Origin of the sequence: Pseudomonas sp. R2-37-08W, assembly GCF_003851705.1 — a bacterium.
Taxonomy (GTDB): Bacteria; Pseudomonadota; Gammaproteobacteria; order Pseudomonadales; family Pseudomonadaceae; genus Aquipseudomonas.
Genome location: NZ_CP027728.1, coordinates 232057 through 254138 on the forward strand (window position 1 = coordinate 232057; position 22082 = coordinate 254138).

The following is a 22082-nucleotide window of genomic DNA, read 5'->3' on the forward strand; positions in this document are numbered from 1 at the left end:
TACGCAATAGCCCTATGCCATGGATGCTATTTGCTATCATTTAATTGAGCATGGTAGCCCAGAAGTCTAAAGTGAATTTAAAGTGCGAGTTGATATGAGTAAAAAATATCTTATTGAGAATTTTATGATATCCATTTTCATATTTTTCCTCTTCTTTACCGATATTTTTGGAGAGCGCACTTTTGTGGAGGATATGAGTTTCACTGTTCTGATTTTAGGAACAGGCAGTATTTTCTTGTTTCCGTTCTCTCGATTTATAATCGAGCAGACGGCGCTTCGATTCACGCGTCGTGAATTCTGGACTACCGGCTTACTGACGGAGTCGCCTGGGAAAAACGGGCTGTATGTGATTTTTTATATGGTTTGCATAATTTTTGCCATTCCGGCCGTGCTCGGATTTCTATTCTATTCGGCACTAAAAAAAGTGGCCTAAAAAGGCCACTTCGTGTTTTTAGAAAGGAAGCGCTGCGTCGAGCGCATCGTTATATTGCTTAACACGTTTATCGTCAATAAATGCACTTACAAATGCCATGATCAGCGCAAACGCCACAATCCCAACGGGTGACGAAACAGTCACTCCGAACGCGAAAGCAATCAGGCCTGTTGCCGCAGCACCTGCAAACAGTGTTTCCACTTTCAGTGCCGTGTTATTCCAATCGCCTGTCGCGTAGCTTTTACTCACTTCATTAAGCAAGTCATAGGCATCAATGGCTTTGCCTACATACCCAAAGCCTTTGGCAAATATATTCAGGTTGTTTCCCAGCTCAGCGCTATCAAGCGAATCCAGAGCATTGACGATGGCCGCGCGGTCAGCCGCACTGAATTTCTTATCCAGAGCGCCCTTGTATTGCTCAAAGGCATTCAGTGCCTCTTGTGCGCTGCGAAGCTTTTTGCCCTTTGCGCTGTCGGCCAATTCTGCTGAGAGTGTTGACATTTGCTGCCCAAATTTCTCTCCGATCTCCTTGTAAAAATCGGCAGTGAATTTAATAGCATCTTTGATTTGCGCATCGGCTTTTGCCTGCTCTTCGGCAAGACGCTCTGCTTCAGCTTTTGCTGCGGCTTCGGCAGCCAGGCGTTCGGCCTCTGCCTGCGCCGCAAGGCGTGCGTCTTCCTCCGCTTGAGCGGTAGCGATCAAACCCGTCAAGGCGTTAGATTTTTCAGTCAACAATCGAATCTTTTCAGACAGGTATCTGCTTTTATAGGCCGCGCTATAGGAGTCGACAAGTGCCTGATACGCGTGTTTGAAGCCTAACCGATCTTTATATTCACGATTGACGAAATCTACCGAATTGTGCGGTATGTCTTTCAGTAGAGGGTCCCTACCGAAGTAAGCATTGGCAGCCGCAAGACTGGCAGTGAGGTCAGTCTGTGAGGTGGTAATTAGCGCATCAACGACGGCTTTTTCTTTCTTGGATTTTTCCAATGCCGAAAGAGCATCCGCCCCAACCGCTGTAGCAATCTCCGAGTCGATATCGGCCAGCAAGCTGGGCAAGTTAGCAGCGTAAGAGTCTGCAATCTGCTTTTGCGCCCTGACAGCCAGCGCCACTTTCGTCATCGTACTGTCAGGATGACTGAAGTTCATTTTTCGCATGAGCGCATCGATGTCTGAAAAATCAACGATCTTCCCATCCCACGGCAATGGCTTGGCAATAAAACCCCCGCCTGGTAGGGGCCCCGGAGGAAGGGGTAGTGGCGGCTCTGGCGTTACGATGATTGGGGGTAGAGTAATGTCTGTCATGAATATCTCCTTGATATTTAGCTTCCTTGAGAATGCCCACCTCGCTAACGATTGCAGGGGAGGGCAAACGGCGTGAGGCAGAAGCCAGCACACCGATACTGTACATAAAAACAGTATCGATGCCAAGAAAATATGCATTTATGCATATTTTGGGAGGGTTTCATTTCACTGATCGCTTCCTTGCGAGGGAACGATCAAACGCTAAAAACAAAAAAAACCCCAGGTCTCCCGACCTGGGGCTTTTTCATTCATATCTGGTGCACCCGGCGGGATTCGAACCCACGACCCCTGCCTTCGGAGGGCAGTACTCTATCCAGCTGAGCTACGGATGCTTGTGCGGGCGACATCATACCCATGTCGACCTTGGGCGTCCATGCCGGTCTTTGGGCCTTTAAGTGTAGGAATCCGCCGCGTGCAGGCTCTGGGCCGGGGCCATCGATCAGTGCGGTTAAACCAAGTGCAACTACGCTGATCAGAAAGGTCTGACGGATATGGCGTTTTTGTTCTTTTTTTCGAACATCCTATTGCCCTGTACCCCCATTGCTCCTAGGATTCGTTTGAGATTTCAAACGCTCTGCCTCTCGTGCTCTATCTATTCACTGTGGCGCGTTGAGGCTGATTTCCCTGACGGCAGCCCACCAGGCGCCTTTCAACAACTCTAATTCGCTCCGCGTGCGCGCGGTGCTGTTAAGGAAAGCCGACATGCAGCTTAAAGACACCCAGTTGTTCCGCCAGCAAGCGTTCATCGATGGCGCTTGGGTCGATGCGGACAATGGTCAAACCATCAAGGTCAACAACCCGGCCACGGGCGAGATTCTCGGCACCGTGCCGAAGATGGGCGCCGCCGAAACCCGCCGCGCCATCGAAGCCGCCGACAAGGCCCTGCCGGCCTGGCGTGCACTCACCGCCAAGGAGCGCGCCAATAAGCTGCGCCGCTGGTTCGAACTGTTGATCGAGAACCAGGACGACCTCGGCCGCCTGATGACCCTCGAACAAGGCAAGCCGCTGGCCGAAGCCAAGGGCGAAATCGTCTACGCCGCTTCCTTTATCGAGTGGTTCGCCGAAGAAGCCAAGCGCATCTACGGTGACGTGATCCCCGGCCATCAACCCGACAAGCGCTTGATCGTGATCAAGCAGCCGATAGGCGTGACCGCTGCCATCACCCCCTGGAACTTCCCTGCGGCGATGATCACCCGCAAAGCCGGCCCGGCCCTGGCCGCCGGTTGCACCATGGTGATCAAGCCGGCGTCGCAAACCCCGTTCTCGGCCCTGGCCCTGGTTGAACTTGCGCACCGTGCCGGTATCCCGAAAGGCGTGCTGAGCCTGGTCACCGGCAGCGCCGGCGACATCGGCGGCGAGCTGACCAGCAACCCGATCGTGCGTAAATTATCCTTCACCGGCTCCACCGAAATCGGTCGCCAGCTGATGGCCGAGTGCGCCAAGGACATCAAGAAAGTCTCTCTGGAGCTGGGCGGCAATGCGCCGTTCATCGTGTTCGACGACGCCGACCTGGATAAGGCCGTCGAAGGCGCGATCATCTCCAAGTACCGCAACAACGGCCAGACGTGCGTCTGCGCCAACCGCCTGTATATCCAGGATTCGGTATACGACGCGTTCGCCGAAAAACTCAAAGTGGCCGTGGCCAAGCTCAAGATCGGCAACGGTCTGGAAGAAGGCACCACCACCGGCCCGCTGATCGACGAAAAGGCCGTGGCCAAGGTCCAGGAACACATCGCCGACGCCCTGAGCAAAGGTGCCAAACTGTTGGCCGGTGGCAAGGCGATGGAAGGCAACTTCTTCGAGCCGACCATCCTGACTGACGTGCCGAAAAACGCCGCCGTGGCCAAGGAAGAAACCTTCGGCCCACTGGCGCCGCTGTTCCGCTTCAAAGACGAAGCCGAAGTGATCGCGATGGCCAACGACACCGAGTTCGGCCTGGCGTCGTACTTCTATGCCCGTGACCTGGGCCGTGTGTTCCGTGTGGCTGAAGCGCTGGAATACGGCATGGTCGGCGTCAACACCGGGTTGATCTCCAACGAAGTGGCGCCGTTCGGCGGCATCAAGGCTTCGGGCCTGGGCCGTGAAGGGTCCAAGTACGGGATCGAGGATTACCTGGAAATCAAATACCTCTGCCTGGGCATCTGACCGGTAAGGGATTGCAGTAAACGCAGAGGGCACGAGAGCGCTGTCCCTTTGCGTGTTTTACGCCGTTATTCGCAGTGGCCGGAAAGCTGTGGCAGTCGATCATCGCATGCTGCCGTAGTTGCCTCCCCGCCACTTATCCTTGAGCCACGCCGCCCGATGAGCGGCGAATGAGGACTTTATGAGCAAGACCAACGCTTCCCTGATGAAACGCCGCGAAGCCGCTGTACCGCGCGGTGTTGGCCAGATTCACCCGATCTTCGCCGAATCCGCGAAGAACGCCACCGTGACCGACGTTGAAGGTCGCGAGTTCATCGACTTCGCCGGCGGTATCGCCGTGCTGAACACCGGCCACGTGCACCCGAAAATCATCGCGGCGGTGACCGAGCAGCTGAACAAGCTGACGCACACTTGCTTCCAGGTCCTGGCCTACGAGCCTTACGTGGAGCTGTGCGAGAAAATCAACGCCAAGGTGCCAGGTGATTTCGCCAAGAAAACCCTGCTGGTCACCACCGGTTCCGAAGCGGTCGAGAACGCCGTGAAAATCGCCCGCGCCGCCACCGGCCGTGCCGGTGTGATCGCCTTCACCGGCGCGTACCACGGCCGCACCATGATGACCTTGGGCCTGACCGGTAAGGTCGTGCCGTATTCGGCCGGCATGGGCTTGATGCCGGGCGGCGTGTTCCGAGCGCTGTTCCCCAATGAGCTGCACGGCGTGAGCGACGACGACGCCATCGCCAGCATCGAGCGTATTTTCAAGAACGATGCCGAGCCGCGTGATATCGCTGCGATCATCATTGAGCCGGTGCAGGGCGAAGGCGGTTTCTACGTCGCGCCGAAAACCTTCATGAAGCGCCTGCGCGAACTGTGCGACAAGCACGGCATCCTGCTGATCGCCGACGAAGTGCAAACCGGTGCCGGCCGCACCGGCACCTTCTTCGCCATGGAACAGATGGGTGTCGCCGCCGACCTGACCACCTTCGCCAAATCCATCGCCGGTGGTTTCCCGCTGGCCGGTGTGTGCGGCAAGGCCGAATACATGGACGCCATCGCCCCAGGCGGCCTGGGCGGTACCTACGCCGGTAGCCCGATTGCCTGCGCGGCCGCGCTGGCGGTAATGGAAGTGTTCGAAGAAGAGCACCTGCTGGACCGCTGCAAGGCCGTCGGCGAGCGCCTGGTAACCGGCCTCAAGGCCATCCAGGCCAAATACCCGGTAATCGGCGAAGTGCGTGCCCTGGGCGCGATGATTGCCGTGGAGTTGTTCGAAGATGGCGATAGCCACAAGCCGAACGCCGCTGCCGTTGCATCCGTGGTGGCCAAGGCGCGTGACAAGGGCCTGATCCTGCTGTCCTGCGGTACCTACGGCAACGTCTTGCGTGTACTGGTGCCGCTGACCTCGCCGGACGAGCAGCTGGACAAAGGCTTGGCAATCATTGAAGAGTGCTTCTCTGAGCTTTGAGCCCAGCGCCTTTCTCGATAGAAAAACCCCGCCTCGGCGGGGTTTTTTATGCCTGATGAATCACCTCCAGGCGTTGTTTGGGTTAATCCGCGATCACCACACCGATCAACGGCACGATCAACACCGTACTGATCGCCATGGACAAGACGTTGCCGATGTACGGGTGCAGGTAGCCAGGCAGGCGCCCGGCAATCGCGCAGGCCAATGGCGGCGCGATCAGCGCGCCGAGTATTGCGCTGGCTACAATCACTGTTGGGTTGCCGCCATAGGTCAACACGGCAGCGGGCACTACCGAGACCAGGGGCACATAGGTTGGGTACCAGCCACGCTCACGCCATTGCCGGCGCCACAGGATAATGCCGATGAGTGAGGTCAGCGCTTGGCCTGCAATCAGGTGTGGCAACCATCCAGATCCATAAGCGGGACTCAGGGGATTTAGTGCGTAGGCCAGCAACACCCCAGCGAGCAAACCCAGGCTGGCCCACTCATTGCCATAGAACGGCGCTTCGGAAAAGTCCGCCAGCACCCGACGTAACGTCCAGCGTATACCGTAATCGGGTGTTTTCAGAGCGGCAGCGGGAGGGATGCTCGCTTTGGGGTCAACTGCGCGACTTACCAGCACCGGCAGGGCACGGCATAGTAAAAACGCCACCACACTGCCTAAAGCCATGCCCAATACATTGCCAATCACCACCGGCAAACCCAGCGGAATGCACAGGTAGTTGACCAGCAACAGGCAGCTCGGCGTCACCAGAAGCGCGCCGAGCAAGGCGCCATTGAGCGTGACCTTCCACCCCCCGCCAAACAGCAGCACCATGGCCGCCGGCAGCGAAACAAAGGCGGCGAACGTGGGTTGCCAGGCGTCTGCCGTCAGGGTCCAGCCCCACATCGCATTGCTCAGCAGTAAGCCCAGCAATGAGCTGGTCACCAACCAGGGCCAGAGCCCCGTGCCGTAGGCGATGCTGAAGCCTTGCCAGGCCTGAGCATAACGACTGGTCCAGTAACCGAAAGCGCCACCGAGCAGCAGGCCGAGTGACGCGAACTCGTGTTTGTAGAAGGCCACTTCGCTGATATCGCCGACCACCCAACGCACCCACGCTGTCGGGCTGGGCAGGCTGGCCATCATGTCGTTGTAGCTTGGCCAGAGCTCCGGCGCCGAGGTGGAATAAACCACTGATAACCCGGTGAGCGACACTGCCAGGGCGAGCGAGGCCAGGACCAGAAGGACAAGGTGGCGAACAGGTGAGTCTGATGACAGTTTTTTTGTCGGTAGGAAAGCCATGGTCGCACCCCATCAGCGTGGCAGGCACGGGTGAAGGCGATAACCGAGCATCCCGTCATACAGGTCGCTGCGACGATCCCGTTGCAGGTCGTTGAGGCTGTTCCAGATCGGTGCGCTGCGAGCGCTCGAGAGGTCGATGTCGGCGTAAATAATCGCTTGCTCGTTAGGTGAGGCGATCTTGCCGATGGGCCAGCCGTTGGTGCCGGCAATCAGTGAACACCCAAGGTAACGTGCATCCTGTTCCTCGCCGATACGGTTGGCCGCAGCAATGAACACGTTGTTGACGTGGGCGGCCGTCATGGTTAAGTACGAGGCCATGCATTTGCCGGCTTCGTCGAACAGCGGCGGTGGGGTCCACACCCAGTTGTTCAGGCTGCAGATGATATCGGCGCCTTGCTGGGTCAGGATGCGTGGGACCTCGGGGAACCAGATGTCCCAACAGATCAGTAAGCCTATGCGGCCTATGGGGGTTTCAAACACGGGGAACCCAAGGTTGCCAGGGCTGAACCAGAGCTTTTCCTTGTTCCAGAGGTGGGCCTTGCGGTATTTGCCAATCAGGCCGTCCGGGCCCAGCAGCACGGCGGTGTCGAACAGTTGCATGCCGTCGCGTTCAGCCAGGCCTGCCACGAGATGCACCTGGTGAAACTGCGCGAAATCCATCCAGGCCCGCAGGCTGGGACCGTCTGGAACGGGCTCGGCATGCAGATAGGCGTCTTCGCGACTGTTGAATAGATAACCGGTATTGGCCAACTCGGGCAGCACAATCAGATTGGCGCCGTTGTTAACCGCTTGCAGGGCAAGGCTCAGGCTGGTTTCCAGGTTGGAAGCGCGATTGTGGGTGCCGACTTGCGGATCAAATTGCACAACGGCGACGCGTACGGGACTCGTGGACTCGTTCATGGTGCAGACCTCTTATTGTTATGAACCCACCGGAATGGGTGGGCGTTTAATAGGAAGTCTTTTTTGTTTATGCGTCAGTAGGCTGTTTCCGCTTGAGTCGTAGGCAGTTGCTGTATCAATGGCTGCCCCTGGTAACGCGGGTACTCATCCAGGGTAAACCCCCCGTTGAACGCGGCTTGGGTCGTATTGCAGAGGTTGATCACGGCGTCGACGGCGCTGCGCAGGCACGGCTCGGTCCAGCCTGCATCCACGGAAAACGATTCCCCAGCCAGATACAGGCCGGAAACATGGGCATAGTCGCGGTTGTACTGCATCAAACTGACGGCATCGTAGTAAGTCCCCGCGCGGTAGAGCTTGGCGCACCCTAGCGCGTTCTTGTCGGTCATCCAGCGTTGGACGACGGCGTTTTGTGTATCGATGTAGGGCGATATCGGCGCTTTGATATTGGCACTGCGTAACAGGATGCGGTCCAGTTCCGTGACGCACTTATTGACCAGTGTTTGGTCGTCAAAAGAGGCCAGTTTGGTCGCGTCATCCTCCCAGGTGTAACTGAGCAAGATGCAGTCATAGGGATAGGCGTCGTGGTAGCGATAGGTATACACATCGTGGATAAAGCTGTCGGTGACCATGGTCTGGGGAATTTTTCTATTGTTCGACAGGAAGCTTTTCTTGAGCGGTGCGTAGACCTTGCAGCTGGTTTCCCAGTGAGCGGTTTTGTAGGCATTGGTGACGGAATACGGCAGCATGCCCTGGCTGAAATTTTCCAACTGAATGTGTGTTTCGATAATCCAGGACGGCAGGGTCATGATCACCGCATCGAAGTCTTCATGACGTTCGGCTTTACCAGTAGGGCTGCTGGCGTGCCAGTCATAGGTCACGCGGATTTGGCCGTTTTCAAGCTTGGATAAGCGAGTCACTGAGGTATCGGTGAGAAAGCCCTTCCCGCGGTCTCGGCAGTGGTCGTAAAAGGACTGGGCGTTGACCTTGGTTTCCATAAACAGCAGGCACTCATCCAGCGCTGCGAGCCCTAGATAACGCGGCGCGTCGAACGCCAAGTCATTGCAATCTCTGAGGCTGGTTTGCCCCAAGTACGGTGACGCAACGGGATTGCCGTCAATGCCGACGCGCCCATGCACCAGTTGTAGTTGACTGCTGAAGCCGAAGATCGCCGTGCGTAAAGGGTAGAGGCAGCACACGTCATAAAACGCTCCCCAACTGCCATCGCCGATGCCGATGGAATAGAAAAGGGTGGACTCTTCCTGTGTCATGCCGAGCCCGCCAAAGTCCCCGGGAATATTGGCATTCCACGTAACACTCGCCAATGTCACCAAGTCACGGAAGGACAGGCTCTGGTAACGCGCGACGATGGCGGCCCATAGGGATTCCCACTGCGGCGTGCCATAGGTCTTTGCGACTTGGTGCGTCATCTGATCTGCAAATTGGCGCCACTTGGCATACACCTGCTGCAATTTTTCTGTTGGCGGAGGTGTATGACCTTGCGAGTTTTTCCAGATAAGCATTTGCGGCTCTAGCTGTCCCTCGAGTAGCCCTTCACGCAGGTAAATACCAGTGCTGCGCACATGCGGCGTTCCTGGATTGGGGAAGTCGGATAGCTGCAGTTCGAAGCGTTTGCAATAGTAGGCCAACAGCGATTGACCGTCTAAAGGCGATTCACCGGCCTGGTTGAACATCGGCATGCGCATGGCGCCCATTTCGAAGGGGGTCTGACCCAGCAGTGGAGATTGGCCGGAGTTGAGCGTTGATAGATGACGCCCTCCAACGCGGTGAGACTGTTCCAGCAATGTGACGTTTTTGAATCCGCACCGAAGCAATTCCCGCGCGGCGCTCAAGCCGGTGATGCCCGCGCCGACGATGCAGATTTTGTAATCGGGTTGGGTTGCCTGGGCGATGCCAAAATCGTGTTCGACCAATTTCCGATAGTTGAAGCACAAGTCCGGAGGGCTCGGGAAACGGCCTCGCCATGAGGATGGCGCGTGGTGTGGCAAGTGCTTGGCGACTAAGGCGGGGTAGTCGTAGGTGGATCCGATGGTCATGGTTCACGCTCCAGAGTCTGGCCAGTCGTGAGGAATGACCGGCGGCAATGGTGAGTGAATTTAGTGACGCGAGAAGGTGTCGGGGTGGTAGATCGTTGTGGTGAGACTGGCGTCAGATGTAGCGCGGGCCTGCAATCTTTCGACGGTAGCCCCCGCTCCTGTATTTGGTCAGCACTAACCCGCGATCACCCGATTTTTACCCTGGCGCTTTGCCTCATACATCGCCGCATCGGCGCGGCCGAACAGGCTGTCCAGGGTCGAGTCGTCTTCGCGCAGGCTGGTCAGGCCCTGGCTGACGGTCACTGTAAACGCGTGGCCTTCAACGCTGAAACTCAGCGCCTGGATTTCCTTGCCCAGCCGCTCGGCTACCTGCAGGGCCATGTCCGGGGCGCAGCCGGGCAGTATGGCGGCGAATTCTTCGCCGCCGATGCGGCCGAACAGGTCGCCACGGCGCAACACGCCTCGGCCACTTTCGGCGATGCGCCGCAGCACCTGGTCACCTTCGAGGTGGCCATAACTGTCGTTGATGTCTTTGAAGTCGTCGATGTCCAGCAACAGGAACGCCAGCGGCGTGCCCTGCATGCAGGCGCTGTCAAAGGCCTGGTTGGCCAGCTCGAAGAAGTGCCGGCGGTTGCTGCTCTGGGTCAGTACATCGGTGGTGGCCAGGCGATGCAGTTCCAGCTCCAACTGCTTCTTTTCGGTGATGTCCTCGGCCATGCCCACGACGATCATCGGCTTGCCCGGCTCGGCCTGCTGGTTGATATAGCATTTGTCGCTGAGCCAGCGGATCTGCCCATCGACCGTGACGATGCGGTATTCGCGGTCTTCCACGGCGCCCTGTTCCAGCACGCGGGCCAGGCTGTGTTCGGCGTAGTCGAGGTCTTCGGGGTGGATGCTGTTGCGCCATTCCCGGTGATCGGCCAACAGCAAACCGGCGCTGCGGCCGAATATCCGTTCGTAGGCCGGGCTGACGTACAGCACGCGACGCGTTTCCCAGTCGATGGCCCACAGCACCGCGTTCACGCTCACCAGCAGCGAGCTGAGCAGTTGCTCACGCTCACTCAGCCGCTCGACCTCGCCCTGGGCATGCATCAGCGCCAGCAGGGTCGACGCCGCCGCTGGGCGCGGTGGCTGGGCAGAGGACAGGTCAATCGGGCAGGGCTTTTCGTGAACCATCGGAACAACTCTCTCTGGGCGCGCCGCAGGATGGAACAGCGGTCACTACAAGGGGTCACCATGATGGCGAAGTGTTCTTTGAGAGAGGGGAATTGCGGTGAAGTTCCGTGATCGGGATGGATTGGCGGTGCCCGGAAAATGGCGCCAAAAAGCCAGTGTGCGGGAGGGAGAGCCCTCCCGCAGTACCGTCAGACCGCTGCGGGACGCAGTGAATAGGTCTTCAATTGGTGAGCGAAATCACGCAGAGATTGAATGCCGCTGGCCTCGGCTTCGTGCACCCATTCCTTGATCGCCGCCAGCATGTCGTGGCCGTTGGAACTGGTTTTGAGCCAGATTTGCTGCAGCGCCAGGCGCTTCTCGTAGATCACACTCAGCGCATGGCTGTGTTCCAGCATGCTCTGGATGCGCACGTGGTGGCGATCGCTCAGCAGGCTGGTTTCCCGCGACAGCAGGCGCTTGGCGCGGTGAAACTGGTGGCGCACCGAATGATCGACTTTCTCCAGCTCCTGCTTGACCAGCGGGCCGATCACCAATTTGCGGTATTGGGCCATGATCTGGAAGCGGTTGTTGAGGATCGCCATCGCGGTGTCCATGTCCAGGTGGCCCTTGCCTTCGACACGGTGGGCGATCGGCGCGACGCGCTGCACCTTGGCCAGGCGCAGGAAGCTGAACACCTTGATCCAGGCCCAGCCCAGGTCGAATTCCCACTTCTTCACTGACAACTTGGCCGAGTTGGGGTAGGTGTGGTGGTTGTTGTGCAGCTCTTCGCCACCGACGATGATGCCCCACGGCACCAGGTTGGTCGCCGCGTCGCGGCATTCGAAGTTGCGATAGCCTACGGCATGGCCCAGGCCGTTGATGACGCCGGCGGCCCAGAACGGAATCCACATCATCTGGATCGCCCAGATGGTGATGCCGATGGTGCCGAACAGCAGCACGTCGATGACACCCATGATCGCGATGCCCAGCAGCGGGTAGCGCGTGTAGAGGTTGCGTTCGATCCAGTCGTCCGGGCAGTTCTTGCCGTAGATGCGCAGAGTCTCGGGGTTTTCCGCCTCGGCGCGGTACAGCTCGGCACCTTTGCGCAGCACCGTGGACAAGCCCTTGATAACCGGGCTGTGCGGGTCATCGACGGTTTCGCATTTGGCGTGGTGTTTGCGGTGGATGGCGGTCCACTCACGGGTGTTCTGTGCCGTGGTCAACCACAGCCAGAAGCGGAAGAAGTGTTTCAGGCCAGCATTGAGCTCGAGCGAGCGATGGGCCGAATAACGGTGCAGATAGACGGTGACCCCGATAATGGTCACATGGGTCATCAACAACGTGACTGCCACCAGTTGCCAGGCTGACAGGTCAAGAAAACCGTTGTACCACATAGGCTGTATGGCCCTCAGATAAAGTAAAGAACAGCTCACGCATTATCACTAAGCCTACAGAGAAAACCAGCCGCCCTTTCAGATAGAAGTGACTGGATGTTTCTTATTCTATAATCCTCAGCCTTCGTAGGGCGATTGTGTTTTTTTGGTAAGGATTACTGAGCATATGTTGTTTTCATACCGAGGAGCCCTACGTGCGGGGCTGGTATACCTGCTGATTTCCATTCTATGGCTCCAGCTTAGCCACCATCTATTAATCAGCTTTATCGATGATCCCCGGGCCTTGGTGCATTGGCTGCAACTGCGCGGCTATGTCTGGGTAGGCCTGAGCGCGCTGGCTATTTACCTGATGGGCGCGCGGTTTGCCCGTGCCCACGCGCTGCAACACCCCCTGAAAGAAAACCGTGAACGTCTGCAACAGGCCGCTGCGGTGTTTGATTGCACCCGCGAAGGCGTGCTGGTTACCGACGCTCAGGGCCTGATCGTGCACGTCAATCGGGCGTTCATCGAAATCACCGGATACCGCCGCGAAGACGTCATGGGCCGGCCCCCCAGCCTGTTCAAGTCCGGGCGCCATTCGTCGAATTTTTATCAACAGATGTTCCAGGCCCTCGAGCGCAGCGGCGAATGGAGCGGCGAAATCTGGAATCGACGCAAAAGCGGAGAAATTTACCCCCAGTGGCAAACCATCCGCGTCATCCGTGATGACCAGGGCCACATCAGCCACTACGTCGCCGTGTTCTCGGATATCAGCGCCATCAAGGACTCCGAACACGAGCTGGCGCACCTGGCCCACCACGACCCGCTGACCGGCCTGCCCAACCGCCTGCTGTTCACCGACCGCGCCGAGCAGGCGCTGGCCTCGGCACGCGTGCACAAGCGCGGCTGTGCGTTGCTGTTGATGGACCTGGATCACTTCAAGATCATCAATGACAGCCTGGGCCACAACGTTGGCGATCAACTGCTCAAGCTGGTGGCCGACCGTCTCGAGGGGCTGTTCGGGCCTGGGGTGACCCTGGCGCGCCTGGGGGGCGACGAGTTCGCCGTGCTGGCGGAAAGTTGTCCACAGGTGATGCAGGCTGCGGCCATGGCCCAGCGCATGCTCGAGGCCATGAAGGAGCCGTTCATTTTTGACGGCAACCAGCTGTTTATCAGCGCCAGCATCGGTATCAGCCTGTTCCCCAGCGATGCGCTGAGCGCCGAGCAATTGTTGCGCAACGCTGACTCGGCCTTGTTCAAGGCCAAAAACGCGGGCCGTGAAAGCTACGCCTTGTACACCGAGGAACTGACGGCTCACGCGCAGAGTCGTGTGGAAATCGCCAGCGAATTGCGCCGCGCCCTCGACCGGCAGGAACTGCGCGTCTATTACCAGCCCGTGCACGACCTGCAGAACAGCCGTTTGATTGGCGTGGAAGCGCTGGTGCGCTGGCAGCACCCGGAGCGCGGCCTGGTGCCGCCGGCTGAATTTATCCCCATCGCCGAGCGCACCGGGTTGATTGCCGACATCGATGCCTGGGTGATGGACCAAGCCTGCCGCCAGATGTGCCTATGGTTGGCGGACGGCGCGCCGTTGGGGTTTATCGCGATCAATGTCTCCAGCCGTCTGTTTGCCCGGCGCGAACTCTATGAACAGGTCGGCCAGGTGCTCCACGACACCGGCCTGGACCCCGCCTTCCTTGAGCTGGAAGTCACCGAAAGCGCGGTGATGGATGACCCGGAAGTCGCCCTTGAACAACTGCACCGCCTGCGCGAGCTGGGTTTGCGCCTGGCCATCGATGATTTCGGCACCGGCTATTCCTCGCTGTTGCGCCTCAAGCGCCTGCCGGTGCAGAAACTCAAGATCGACCAAGGCTTTGTCGCCGGCTTGCCCTGGGATGAAGACGACGCCGCCATCGTGCGCGTGGTCATCGCCCTGGCCAAAAGCATGGGCATGCAGGTGCATGCCGAGGGGATCGAGCAAGTGGAGCAGGCGCGCTTCCTGCTGGATCAGGAATGCGACATGGGGCAGGGGTATTGGTTTGGCAAGCCGATGCCGGCGGCCGATATCGACTGGCACCGAGCCCCGGTCCTTAATTGAAATACGATCAAACTGTGGGAGGGGGCTTGCCCCCGATAGCGGTGTATCAGCTTGGTGAGGCTTGGCTGACCCACCGCCATCGGGAGCAAGCCCCCTCCCACATTGGATTGCATCAGGCCTTAATTTCAGTGGCTGAACGCAAAACCTGCGCGCAACCCCACGTCCCGTCAGAAAATTCTTTCTGGTTATATAAACATTCTTAAATAGTATTTTTAAGAATATCCGCGCTTATCTACTATCGCCCTCACGCCGCAAGCAGTGCCGCCACTGCCAGGCACTATTCATTTCAGGAGCGAGACCATGAGCGCATCTCTACGTAGCGTCGACGGCCAGGACGAAGCAGCCATTTTGCGTGAGATCCAGAGCGCCTTGCGCGATCTGCGGTTTGGCGCGGTGGAAATCACCGTACACAACGCTCAAGTGGTACAGATCGAACGCAAGGAAAAATTCCGTCTGCAGAACCCGGGTAACAAACCGAGCTGAGCAAGAACGGCGATAGACCCGCAACTATAAGAAAAGCCAACACTCAAGAATTTTCAGGAGCTTCTATGTCGTCGATTCGCCGTTACGCCCTGGCCGCATTGGCCAGTGCCGTGTTTGCCGGTTCCGCCGTTGCCAAGGATTACGAGTTGCTCAACGTCTCGTACGACCCGACCCGTGAGCTGTACCAGGACTACAACGCTGAGTTCACCAGCTTCTGGAAACAGTCCCATCCGGGCGACAACGTGAAGATCCAGCAATCCCACGGTGGTTCGGGCAAGCAGGGCCGCGCGGTGATCGACGGCCTGCGCGCCGACGTGGTGACCCTGGCCCTGGCGGGCGACATCGACGAAATCGCCAAGCTGGGCAAGACCCTGCCGGAAAACTGGCAGACCCGCCTGCAGGATGCCAGCACCCCGTACACCTCGACCATCGTGTTTCTGGTACGCAAGGGCAACCCCAAGGGCATCAAGGACTGGGGCGACCTGATCAAGAAAGACGTTTCGGTCATCACGCCTAACCCGAAAACCTCCGGCGGTGCGCGTTGGAACTTCCTCGCGGCGTGGGCCTATGGCCTGAAGACCGGCGGCAGCGAAGCCAAGGCTCAGGAATACGTCAAGGAGCTGTTCAAGCATGTGCCGATCCTCGACACCGGCGCGCGCGGTTCCACCATCACTTTCGTCAACAACGGCCAGGGCGACGTGCTGCTGGCGTGGGAAAACGAAGCGTTCCTGGCGCTGAAAGAAGACGGCGGCGCCGACAAGTTCGACATCGTCGTGCCTTCCCTGTCGATCCTCGCCGAGCCACCAGTGGCCGTGGTCGACAAGAACGCCGAGAAAAAGGGCAATACCGAGATCGCCACCGAATACCTCAAGCACCTGTACAGCCCGGCTGGCCAGGAGATTGCGGCGAAGAACTTCTACCGCCCACGCGATGAGAAAGTCGCCGCCAAATACGCCCAACAGTTCCCGAAACTGGACTTGGTGACCATCGACAAAGACTTCGGCGGCTGGAAAACTGCCCAACCGAAATTCTTCAACGACGGTGGCGTGTTCGACCAGATCTACACGGCGCAGTAAGCCAAAGTACCTGTAGGAGCGAGCTTTTTGTGGCGAGGGAGCTTGCTCCCGCTGGAGTGCGAAGCGCTCCCAGTACCGGTCCCCACGGTTCATCGGGTCGCCTGGTCCTGGGGCTGCTGCGCAGCCCAGCGGGAGCAAGCTCCCTCGCCACAACAGCTGGCTTCTACAGTGGTTTCTACCCTTTAACCAAGGACTCTTATGTCGCGTCGTATCTCCCCCGTCATACCCGGCTTCGGGCTGACGCTGGGCTACACCGTCGTGTACCTCAGCCTGATCGTGCTCATCCCGCTGGCGGCGATGTTTGTACACGCCGCTCAACTCACCTGGGATCAGTTCTGGAACATCATCTCCGCACCCCGCGTGCTGGCGGCGTTGAAACTGAGCTTCAGCACTGCGTTGTACGCCGCGCTGATCAACGGCGTGATCGGCACCCTGCTGGCCTGGGTGCTGGTGCGCTACACCTTCCCCGGACGCAAGATCATCGATGCGATGATCGATCTGCCGTTCGCCTTGCCCACGGCCGTGGCCGGTATCGCGTTGACCGCGCTGTACGCGCCTAACGGGCTGGTTGGTCAGTTCGCCGCCGACCTGGGCTTCAAGATCGCCTACACCCCGCTGGGCATCACCCTGGCGCTGACCTTCGTTACCTTGCCCTTCGTGGTGCGCACCGTACAGCCGGTACTCGCCGATATCCCCCGGGAAGTCGAAGAGGCCGCCGCCTGCCTGGGCGCCAAGCCGCTGCAAGTGTTCCGTCACATCCTCGTGCCGGCGCTGTTGCCGGCCTGGCTGACCGGTTTCGCGTTGGCCTTCGCCCGTGGCGTCGGCGAGTACGGTTCGGTGATTTTCATCGCCGGCAACATGCCGATGAAAACCGAGATTCTGCCGCTGCTGATCATGGTCAAGCTTGACCAGTACGACTACCGCGGCGCCACCTCGATCGGTGTGCTGATGCTGGTGGTTTCCTTTGTCCTGCTGCTGCTGATCAACTTGTTGCAGCGGCGCATCGAACGTCCATAAGGAGGCGCGGAACATGTCCCAATCGTCTATCTCCGCCGCGTCCTCGGCCAACGCCGCCCGGCGCGGCAGCGCCACCTCGCGACGCATCCTGATCGGCCTCGGCTGGCTGGTGTTCGCGCTGTTTTTGCTGCTGCCGCTGTTGATCGTGGTGTCCCAGGGCTTGAAGAATGGCCTCGGCGCGTTCTTCACTGCAATCCTTGAACCGGACGCGCTGTCGGCGCTGAAACTCACGGTAATCGCCGTGGTGATTTCGGTGCCGCTCAACCTGGTGTTTGGTGTCAGCGCCGCGTGGTGCGTGAGCAAGTATTCTTTCCGTGGCAAAAGCATATTGGTAACGCTGATCGACCTGCCGTTCTCGGTCTCGCCCGTGATCGCAGGCTTGGTGTACGTGCTGATGTTCGGCGCCCAGGGTTTCTTCGGGCCGTGGTTGCAGGACCACGACATCCAGATCGTGTTCGCCTTGCCCGGCATCGTGCTGGCGACCATCTTCGTCACCGTGCCGTTCGTAGCCCGCGAGCTGATCCCGTTGATGCAGGAGCAGGGCACCCAGGAAGAAGAAGCCGCGCGCCTGCTCGGTGCCAACGGCTGGCAGATGTTCTGGCATGTCACCGTGCCGAACATCAAGTGGGGCCTGATCTACGGCGTGGTGCTGTGTACCGCACGGGCCATGGGTGAGTTCGGCGCGGTGTCGGTGGTGTCCGGCCATATTCGTGGCGTGACCAACACCCTGCCGCTGCACGTCGAGATTCTCTACAACGAATACAACCACGTCGCCGCCTTCGCGGTGGCCAGCCTGTTGCTGATCCTGGCGCTCTTCATCCTGCTGCTCAAGCAGTGGAGCGAGAACCGAATCAACCGCCTGCGCAACAGCGCCGGTGAGGAATAAGTCATGTCGATCGAAGTCCGTAATGTCAGCAAGAACTTCAATGCCTTCAAGGCCCTGGACAGCATCAACCTGGATATCCAGAGTGGCGAGCTGGTGGCCTTGCTGGGCCCGTCCGGCTGCGGCAAGACCACCTTGCTGCGCATCATCGCAGGTCTCGAAACCCCGGATGACGGTAGCATCGTGTTCCACGGCGAGGACGTCTCCGGCCACGATGTGCGTGATCGCAACGTGGGCTTTGTGTTCCAGCACTATGCGCTGTTCCGCCACATGACCGTGTTCGACAACGTCGCTTTCGGCCTGCGCATGAAGCCGAAAAACCAGCGCCCGAGCGAAAGCCAGATCGCGACCAAGGTTCACGACCTGCTGAACATGGTGCAGCTCGATTGGCTGTCCGATCGTTATCCGGAACAACTCTCCGGCGGCCAGCGCCAGCGTATCGCCCTGGCCCGCGCCCTGGCGGTGGAGCCTAAAGTGCTGCTGCTGGACGAACCCTTCGGCGCCCTCGACGCCAAGGTGCGCAAGGAGCTGCGCCGCTGGCTGGCGCGCTTGCACGAGGATATCAACCTGACCTCGGTGTTCGTGACCCACGACCAGGAGGAGGCCATGGAGGTTGCCGACCGTATCGTGGTGATGAACAAGGGCGTGATCGAGCAGATCGGCTCACCGGGCGAGGTTTACGAAAACCCGGCCAGCGATTTTGTGTACCACTTCCTGGGTGACTCGAACCGCCTGCACCTGGGCGAGGATAAACACCTGCTGTTCCGCCCCCATGAGGTGTCGCTGTCGCGGCATGAGCTGGAGGATCACCATGCGGCAGAGGTGCGCGATATTCGACCGCTGGGCGCGACCACGCGGGTGACCTTGAAAGTCGAAGGCCAACCCGAGTTGATCGAAGCCGAAGTGGTCAAAGACCACGACAGCCTCACCGGCCTGGCCCGTGGCGAAACCCTGTTCTTCAAGCCCAAGGTCTGGCAAAAAGCCTAAGCTCACCCCAGTGCCAAATGTGAAATGGGGCCAATGTGGGAGGGGGCTTGCTCCCGATAGCGGAGTGTCAGTTGGCCTATGAATCAGCTGACCCACCGCCATCGGGAGCAAGCCCCCTCCCACATTCAGACCTCGCTTGGCTTGAGATCGCGACGAGCCACCGGCCCCGAGCGCGCTTCAATCTGTTGTTTCAGGTCCTGCCGCAGCCCCACCAGAAACGCCAACTCCGCCACCACAAACAACGGCCCCACGATCAGCCCCGACACGTCGTCCACAAACGCCGGCTTGCGGCCTTCGTAGTAATGCCCGACAAACTGGATCACCCAGCCCAGCACAAACAGGCCCACGCCGCTGCCCAGCCACACCGTCGTGCTTTGCGCCGCCAGTACGTGCCCGGCCCACACCGACAAACCCATCAGCACCGTCATCAAACCACCCAGCGCCAGCTCCAGGCGCAGGTAGAACCACGCCGAAAACAGCGCCAGCAGCACCGCCGGTGATAGCCACAGCCCGCCCACCGCCCATTCGGGGCGTGACAGCAGCACGGCGACCGCCACCACAATCAACGGAATGCCGATGAAATGACTGGTGATATTGCGCGGGTCGCGGTGGTAGGCGGCGTATTGACTGAGGTGGTCGACGAGGCTTTTCATTGTTATTCCTCTTGTAGGATGTTTGATCATGCCCTGTCAGTCGGCTGCCAGCGGCTGCTGATGATGATCGCGCAAGGCCAGGGTGAAGTCGAGCAGGCGGACCTATGAACCGCGATAGGTGGAGAAGCCGTAAGGGCTGAGCAACAGCGGGATGTGGTAGTGCTGGTCAGCCTGCTTGACCTGGAAAATCACCGGCACTTCGGGGAAGAAGGTTTCGCGATTCGCTTTCTTGTAATAGTCGCCGGTCTTGAACACCACGCGGTACTCGCCCGGCTTCATTTTGCGATCAGCCGGGAACAGTTCGGCGATGCGCCCTTGCTGGTTGGTCACGCCTTGGGACAGCGCCTGCCATTGGTCGCCCACGTGTTCTTCCAGGGTGACGTTGACGCCGGCGCTCGGCAGGCCATTTTCCAGGTTGAGCACATGCACGCTCAGCGGGTTGCCGTCGGCCAGGGCCAGATTGCACAGGCCGCTCAGGCTGAGGGCGGCGAGGGTCATGCTTAGGGTTTTCATCGAGAAGTCCTTGTTGACAGGAGTGGAATCAAGGGGAGATTTTCAAGCCCAGTTGCTCGGCCGCCTGTACGGCGCAGGCTTCATCCTGCGGCGCGCCGCCGGCACCGGCGATGCCCAGCGCGCCGACCAGTTCGCTCTCGGCAAACAGCGGCACGCCACCGCCGAGCAACAGCAATTCGGGCAAGCTGTTAAGGTTGGCGGCCTCGGGGTTGTTGCGCGCACGCTCGGCGAACAGCCGGGTTGGGGTTTTGGTCGACAACGCCGTGTACGCCTTGCGCTGGCTGGCGAGGCTGTTGTGCGGGCCAACGTCGTCGGCGCGCAGGCTCAGCAGCAGGTTGCCGCCACGGTCGAGCACGGTCAGCGCGGCGTTGCAGTGAGCCAGGCTGGCATCGGCCAATTGGCGCGCGGTGCGTAAATCAAGCGTGGCGTGGCGTGGCAGTTGTGGCGTCGCCTGGGCGGCAGTCGCGACGGCGAGGCTCAGGAATAAAGCAGTGCGATACATGGTGAACGCTCCAGAAGGCAGGCCGTCACGGTAGCCAGTGGAGGTGGACAAAAGCCGCACAATTTGATGACAGGTTTGTAATCAAACCCAGAGGTAAGGCATGCACGTGTTGTTAGTGGAAGACCAGCCGCAATTGGCGCAACGGATGGCCCAGGGCTTGAGCGAGGCCGGTTTTACCGTGGAAGTCGCGGCCAACGGCATGGCCGCGCAACGGTTTGTGGAAAGCACCGTGTACGACCTGGTGATCCTGGATGTGATGCTGCCGGGCCTGAATGCCTGGAAGTTGCAGCAGGCGATTCGCCAGCGCGGCGAAACGCCCGTGCTGTTCCTGACCACGCCCGATGGCATCGAAGATCGTTTGCGTGGGTTGGAATTGCATGAAGACGACTACTTGCTCAAGCCGTTTGATGCCAAGGCATTGGTGGCGCGGGTGAGGAAGGTGTTGCGGCGTGACCGAGGGCGGTGATTGCTGGGCAATCGCTATCGGGGGCAAGCTGAACTGGCCTAATGATCCCGGACACCTCTTAAGGGCGATATGATTCGCCCAATCAGGAGGTTCCATGCAACAGCGAAAGACCTACACCCACGAGTTCAAGCAACGTGCTGCAAGCATGGTTCTTGATGATAACTGCTCAGTTCCCGACGTCTGTGCATCGATGGACGTTGGCCCTACGGCTCTGCGCCGCTGGGTTGATCAGGTTCGTAAAGAGCGTCACAAAGGGCAGCCAGTGGCAGGTACCAAGGCTATCAGCGACGAACAGCGAGAGCTTCAACAGCTACGAGCCAAGGTCAAGCGCCTGGAGAGTGAGGCTGAAATCTTAAAAAAGGCTACGGCTCTCTTGATGTCGGATCCCGATCGTTTTTCCTGATCGAGGAACTGAGGGAGTCGAGTTCATATCCGACCAGCCTGCTTTGCAGTGCGCTAGGCGTTTCTCGCAGCGCGTTTTATGACTGGATTAAGCGTCGCTCAGCGCCAAATACCAAGCGTGACGCGCTTAGAGCAAAAGTCGTGCAACTGCATGTCGAAAGCCGAGAAAGCGCAGGCGCGCGGATGATCTCTCAGCGCCTGAAGGCCCAGCAGATCAAGGTGGGGAGGTATTTAGTCGCAAGACTCATGGCGGAGGCAAATCTGGCCAGCAGGCAGCGCCGCCGCCATCAGTATCGCTCTAGAGGCGTCGAAGCATTTGTGGCCAAGAACCTGCTTGAGCGTAACTTCGAGCCAACCGCAATTAATCAAGTCTGGTGCGGCGACGTTACCAGCCTAATGGTTGGGAAACGCTGGTATCACTTGGCAGTGGTCATTGATCTGTTCGCCCGCCGAATCGTTGGCTGGGCGTTTTCTCTGATCAATGACGCCAACCTGGTTAGCAAGGCGCTGAGAATGGCGGTGGAGGTTCGAGGCAAACATGCAGGCTTGATGTTTCATTCGGATCAAGGCTGCCAATACACCAGCCAGCTCTTTCAGTCCGCGTTGCTGGAGTATGGGATAACCCAAAGCATGAGCCGCAGAGGGCAGTGCTGGGACAATGCACCAACAGAGCGTTTCTTTGGGACGCTCAAATCAGAGTGGGTGCCCACCAAGGGCTATATGACAGTTGAAGAAGCCAAGCAGGATATGACCAGCTTCTTCATGCGATACAACCGAATCAGGCTCCACAGCTACAACAACTACCTGTCGCCAATAGCCATGGAGCAAAAAGCGGCATAAACACCGTAATCGGTGTCCGGGATTACTTGACCAGTTCAAGCCCCCTCCCACAGGTGAAC

The 22082-nt window shown here is 58.9% G+C and carries 21 protein-coding genes and 1 tRNA gene; 12 read left to right on the forward strand and 10 right to left on the reverse strand.

Features of this window, described 5'->3' with window-relative positions; genetic code table 11:
* The first annotated feature begins 94 nt into the window (after positions 1-94).
* Positions 95-433 carry a colicin E1 family microcin immunity protein gene (locus C4J93_RS00925; RefSeq protein ID WP_124428346.1) on the forward strand — a complete coding sequence of 113 codons (339 nt, stop codon included), beginning with the start codon at positions 95-97 and terminating at the stop codon, positions 431-433.
* A gap of 18 nt (positions 434-451) precedes the next feature.
* Here C4J93_RS00925 and C4J93_RS00930 read toward each other — a convergent pair whose 3' ends face one another.
* Both C4J93_RS00930 and C4J93_RS00935 read right to left on the reverse strand, forming a co-directional pair.
* Positions 452-1738 carry a colicin-like pore-forming protein gene (locus C4J93_RS00930; RefSeq protein WP_256660122.1) on the reverse strand — a complete coding sequence of 429 codons (1287 nt, stop codon included), beginning with the start codon at positions 1736-1738 and terminating at the stop codon, positions 452-454.
* A 255-nt stretch (positions 1739-1993) separates the two neighbouring features.
* Positions 1994-2070, reverse strand: a tRNA-Arg gene (locus C4J93_RS00935).
* A 370-nt stretch (positions 2071-2440) separates the two neighbouring features.
* On the opposite strand from C4J93_RS00935, the gene gabD reads away from it, so the two are divergent.
* The gene (gabD, locus tag C4J93_RS00940; protein WP_124428347.1) at positions 2441-3883 is read left to right on the forward strand and encodes an NADP-dependent succinate-semialdehyde dehydrogenase; all 1443 of its coding nucleotides are present in this window, start codon (positions 2441-2443) and stop codon (positions 3881-3883) included.
* A 178-nt stretch (positions 3884-4061) separates the two neighbouring features.
* A complete protein-coding gene (gabT, locus tag C4J93_RS00945) occupies positions 4062-5339 on the forward strand; it encodes a 4-aminobutyrate--2-oxoglutarate transaminase (protein WP_124428348.1) in 1278 nt (425 codons plus the stop codon).
* Between the two features lie 82 nt (positions 5340-5421).
* On the opposite strand, the gene C4J93_RS00950 is transcribed toward gabT, so the two are convergent.
* The 5 genes from C4J93_RS00950 to desA all read right to left on the reverse strand — a co-directional run bounded on the left by C4J93_RS00950 (position 5422) and on the right by desA (position 12124).
* Positions 5422-6621, reverse strand: a complete 1200-nt coding sequence (locus C4J93_RS00950; RefSeq protein ID WP_124428349.1) for a hypothetical protein — start codon at positions 6619-6621, stop codon at positions 5422-5424.
* A gap of 12 nt (positions 6622-6633) precedes the next feature.
* A complete protein-coding gene (locus C4J93_RS00955; protein WP_124428350.1) occupies positions 6634-7521 on the reverse strand; it encodes a nitrilase family protein in 888 nt (295 codons plus the stop codon).
* Positions 7522-7595: 74 nt separating this feature from the next.
* Positions 7596-9575, reverse strand: coding sequence for an FAD-dependent oxidoreductase (locus C4J93_RS00960; protein ID WP_124428351.1), 1980 nt, complete (start codon positions 9573-9575; stop codon positions 7596-7598).
* A gap of 174 nt (positions 9576-9749) precedes the next feature.
* Positions 9750-10751, reverse strand: coding sequence for a sensor domain-containing diguanylate cyclase (locus C4J93_RS00965; RefSeq protein ID WP_124428352.1), 1002 nt, complete (start codon positions 10749-10751; stop codon positions 9750-9752).
* A 188-nt stretch (positions 10752-10939) separates the two neighbouring features.
* Entirely contained in the window at positions 10940-12124 is a 1185-nt protein-coding gene (gene desA, locus C4J93_RS00970) for a delta-9 fatty acid desaturase DesA (RefSeq protein ID WP_124369170.1), read from the reverse strand.
* Between the two features lie 166 nt (positions 12125-12290).
* Between desA and dibA the strand changes: the two genes are divergently transcribed.
* The 6 genes from dibA to C4J93_RS01000 all read left to right on the forward strand — a co-directional run bounded on the left by dibA (position 12291) and on the right by C4J93_RS01000 (position 18647).
* A complete protein-coding gene (dibA, locus tag C4J93_RS00975; protein WP_124428353.1) occupies positions 12291-14201 on the forward strand; it encodes a phosphodiesterase DibA in 1911 nt (636 codons plus the stop codon).
* Between the two features lie 300 nt (positions 14202-14501).
* The gene (oscA, locus tag C4J93_RS00980; protein ID WP_003170956.1) at positions 14502-14684 is read left to right on the forward strand and encodes a sulfur starvation response protein OscA; all 183 of its coding nucleotides are present in this window, start codon (positions 14502-14504) and stop codon (positions 14682-14684) included.
* 65 nt (positions 14685-14749) lie between these two features.
* The gene (locus tag C4J93_RS00985) at positions 14750-15760 is read left to right on the forward strand and encodes a sulfate ABC transporter substrate-binding protein (RefSeq protein ID WP_124428354.1); all 1011 of its coding nucleotides are present in this window, start codon (positions 14750-14752) and stop codon (positions 15758-15760) included.
* A 198-nt stretch (positions 15761-15958) separates the two neighbouring features.
* Complete coding sequence (gene cysT / locus C4J93_RS00990) at positions 15959-16777, forward strand: sulfate ABC transporter permease subunit CysT (protein ID WP_065949976.1); 819 nt, start codon at positions 15959-15961, stop codon at positions 16775-16777.
* A 13-nt stretch (positions 16778-16790) separates the two neighbouring features.
* Complete coding sequence (gene cysW, locus C4J93_RS00995; RefSeq protein ID WP_122686303.1) at positions 16791-17663, forward strand: sulfate ABC transporter permease subunit CysW; 873 nt, start codon at positions 16791-16793, stop codon at positions 17661-17663.
* Between the two features lie 3 nt (positions 17664-17666).
* Positions 17667-18647, forward strand: a complete 981-nt coding sequence (locus C4J93_RS01000) for a sulfate/molybdate ABC transporter ATP-binding protein (RefSeq protein WP_124360744.1) — start codon at positions 17667-17669, stop codon at positions 18645-18647.
* A gap of 125 nt (positions 18648-18772) precedes the next feature.
* Here the strand turns inward: C4J93_RS01000 and C4J93_RS01005 are convergent, their stop codons facing one another.
* From C4J93_RS01005 to C4J93_RS01015, 3 genes are all read right to left on the reverse strand, one after another.
* A complete protein-coding gene (locus C4J93_RS01005; protein WP_124369173.1) occupies positions 18773-19300 on the reverse strand; it encodes a DUF962 domain-containing protein in 528 nt (175 codons plus the stop codon).
* Between the two features lie 102 nt (positions 19301-19402).
* Complete coding sequence (uraH, locus tag C4J93_RS01010) at positions 19403-19813, reverse strand: hydroxyisourate hydrolase (protein ID WP_124360746.1); 411 nt, start codon at positions 19811-19813, stop codon at positions 19403-19405.
* A gap of 28 nt (positions 19814-19841) precedes the next feature.
* A complete protein-coding gene (locus C4J93_RS01015; protein ID WP_124428355.1) occupies positions 19842-20315 on the reverse strand; it encodes a heme-binding protein in 474 nt (157 codons plus the stop codon).
* Between the two features lie 100 nt (positions 20316-20415).
* Here C4J93_RS01015 and C4J93_RS01020 point away from each other — a divergent pair, with 100 nt between their 5' ends.
* The 3 genes from C4J93_RS01020 to C4J93_RS01025 all read left to right on the forward strand — a co-directional run bounded on the left by C4J93_RS01020 (position 20416) and on the right by C4J93_RS01025 (position 22023).
* The gene (locus C4J93_RS01020; protein ID WP_124402694.1) at positions 20416-20781 is read left to right on the forward strand and encodes a response regulator; all 366 of its coding nucleotides are present in this window, start codon (positions 20416-20418) and stop codon (positions 20779-20781) included.
* 94 nt (positions 20782-20875) lie between these two features.
* Positions 20876-21184, forward strand: coding sequence for a transposase (locus C4J93_RS27255; RefSeq protein ID WP_256658866.1), 309 nt, complete (start codon positions 20876-20878; stop codon positions 21182-21184).
* Positions 21185-21192: 8 nt separating this feature from the next.
* A complete protein-coding gene (locus C4J93_RS01025; RefSeq protein ID WP_256660177.1) occupies positions 21193-22023 on the forward strand; it encodes an IS3 family transposase in 831 nt (276 codons plus the stop codon).
* Positions 22024-22082: the final 59 nt, after the last annotated feature.

Bases quoted from the DNA above. Each gene is read 5' to 3' on its own strand.
- C4J93_RS00925 (WP_124428346.1), top strand. From the start codon at position 95: ATGAGTAAAAAATATCTTATTGAGAATTTTATGATATCCATTTTCATA.
- C4J93_RS00930 (WP_256660122.1), bottom strand. From the start codon at position 1,738: ATGACAGACATTACTCTACCCCCAATCATCGTAACGCCAGAGCCGCCA.
- gabD (WP_124428347.1), top strand. From the start codon at position 2,441: ATGCAGCTTAAAGACACCCAGTTGTTCCGCCAGCAAGCGTTCATCGAT.
- gabT (WP_124428348.1), top strand. From the start codon at position 4,062: ATGAGCAAGACCAACGCTTCCCTGATGAAACGCCGCGAAGCCGCTGTA.
- C4J93_RS00950 (WP_124428349.1), bottom strand. From the start codon at position 6,621: ATGGCTTTCCTACCGACAAAAAAACTGTCATCAGACTCACCTGTTCGC.
- C4J93_RS00955 (WP_124428350.1), bottom strand. From the start codon at position 7,521: ATGAACGAGTCCACGAGTCCCGTACGCGTCGCCGTTGTGCAATTTGAT.
- C4J93_RS00960 (WP_124428351.1), bottom strand. From the start codon at position 9,575: ATGACCATCGGATCCACCTACGACTACCCCGCCTTAGTCGCCAAGCAC.
- C4J93_RS00965 (WP_124428352.1), bottom strand. From the start codon at position 10,751: ATGGTTCACGAAAAGCCCTGCCCGATTGACCTGTCCTCTGCCCAGCCA.
- desA (WP_124369170.1), bottom strand. From the start codon at position 12,124: ATGTGGTACAACGGTTTTCTTGACCTGTCAGCCTGGCAACTGGTGGCA.
- dibA (WP_124428353.1), top strand. From the start codon at position 12,291: ATGTTGTTTTCATACCGAGGAGCCCTACGTGCGGGGCTGGTATACCTG.
- oscA (WP_003170956.1), top strand. From the start codon at position 14,502: ATGAGCGCATCTCTACGTAGCGTCGACGGCCAGGACGAAGCAGCCATT.
- C4J93_RS00985 (WP_124428354.1), top strand. From the start codon at position 14,750: ATGTCGTCGATTCGCCGTTACGCCCTGGCCGCATTGGCCAGTGCCGTG.
- cysT (WP_065949976.1), top strand. From the start codon at position 15,959: ATGTCGCGTCGTATCTCCCCCGTCATACCCGGCTTCGGGCTGACGCTG.
- cysW (WP_122686303.1), top strand. From the start codon at position 16,791: ATGTCCCAATCGTCTATCTCCGCCGCGTCCTCGGCCAACGCCGCCCGG.
- C4J93_RS01000 (WP_124360744.1), top strand. From the start codon at position 17,667: ATGTCGATCGAAGTCCGTAATGTCAGCAAGAACTTCAATGCCTTCAAG.
- C4J93_RS01005 (WP_124369173.1), bottom strand. From the start codon at position 19,300: ATGAAAAGCCTCGTCGACCACCTCAGTCAATACGCCGCCTACCACCGC.
- uraH (WP_124360746.1), bottom strand. From the start codon at position 19,813: ATGAAAACCCTAAGCATGACCCTCGCCGCCCTCAGCCTGAGCGGCCTG.
- C4J93_RS01015 (WP_124428355.1), bottom strand. From the start codon at position 20,315: ATGTATCGCACTGCTTTATTCCTGAGCCTCGCCGTCGCGACTGCCGCC.
- C4J93_RS01020 (WP_124402694.1), top strand. From the start codon at position 20,416: ATGCACGTGTTGTTAGTGGAAGACCAGCCGCAATTGGCGCAACGGATG.
- C4J93_RS27255 (WP_256658866.1), top strand. From the start codon at position 20,876: ATGCAACAGCGAAAGACCTACACCCACGAGTTCAAGCAACGTGCTGCA.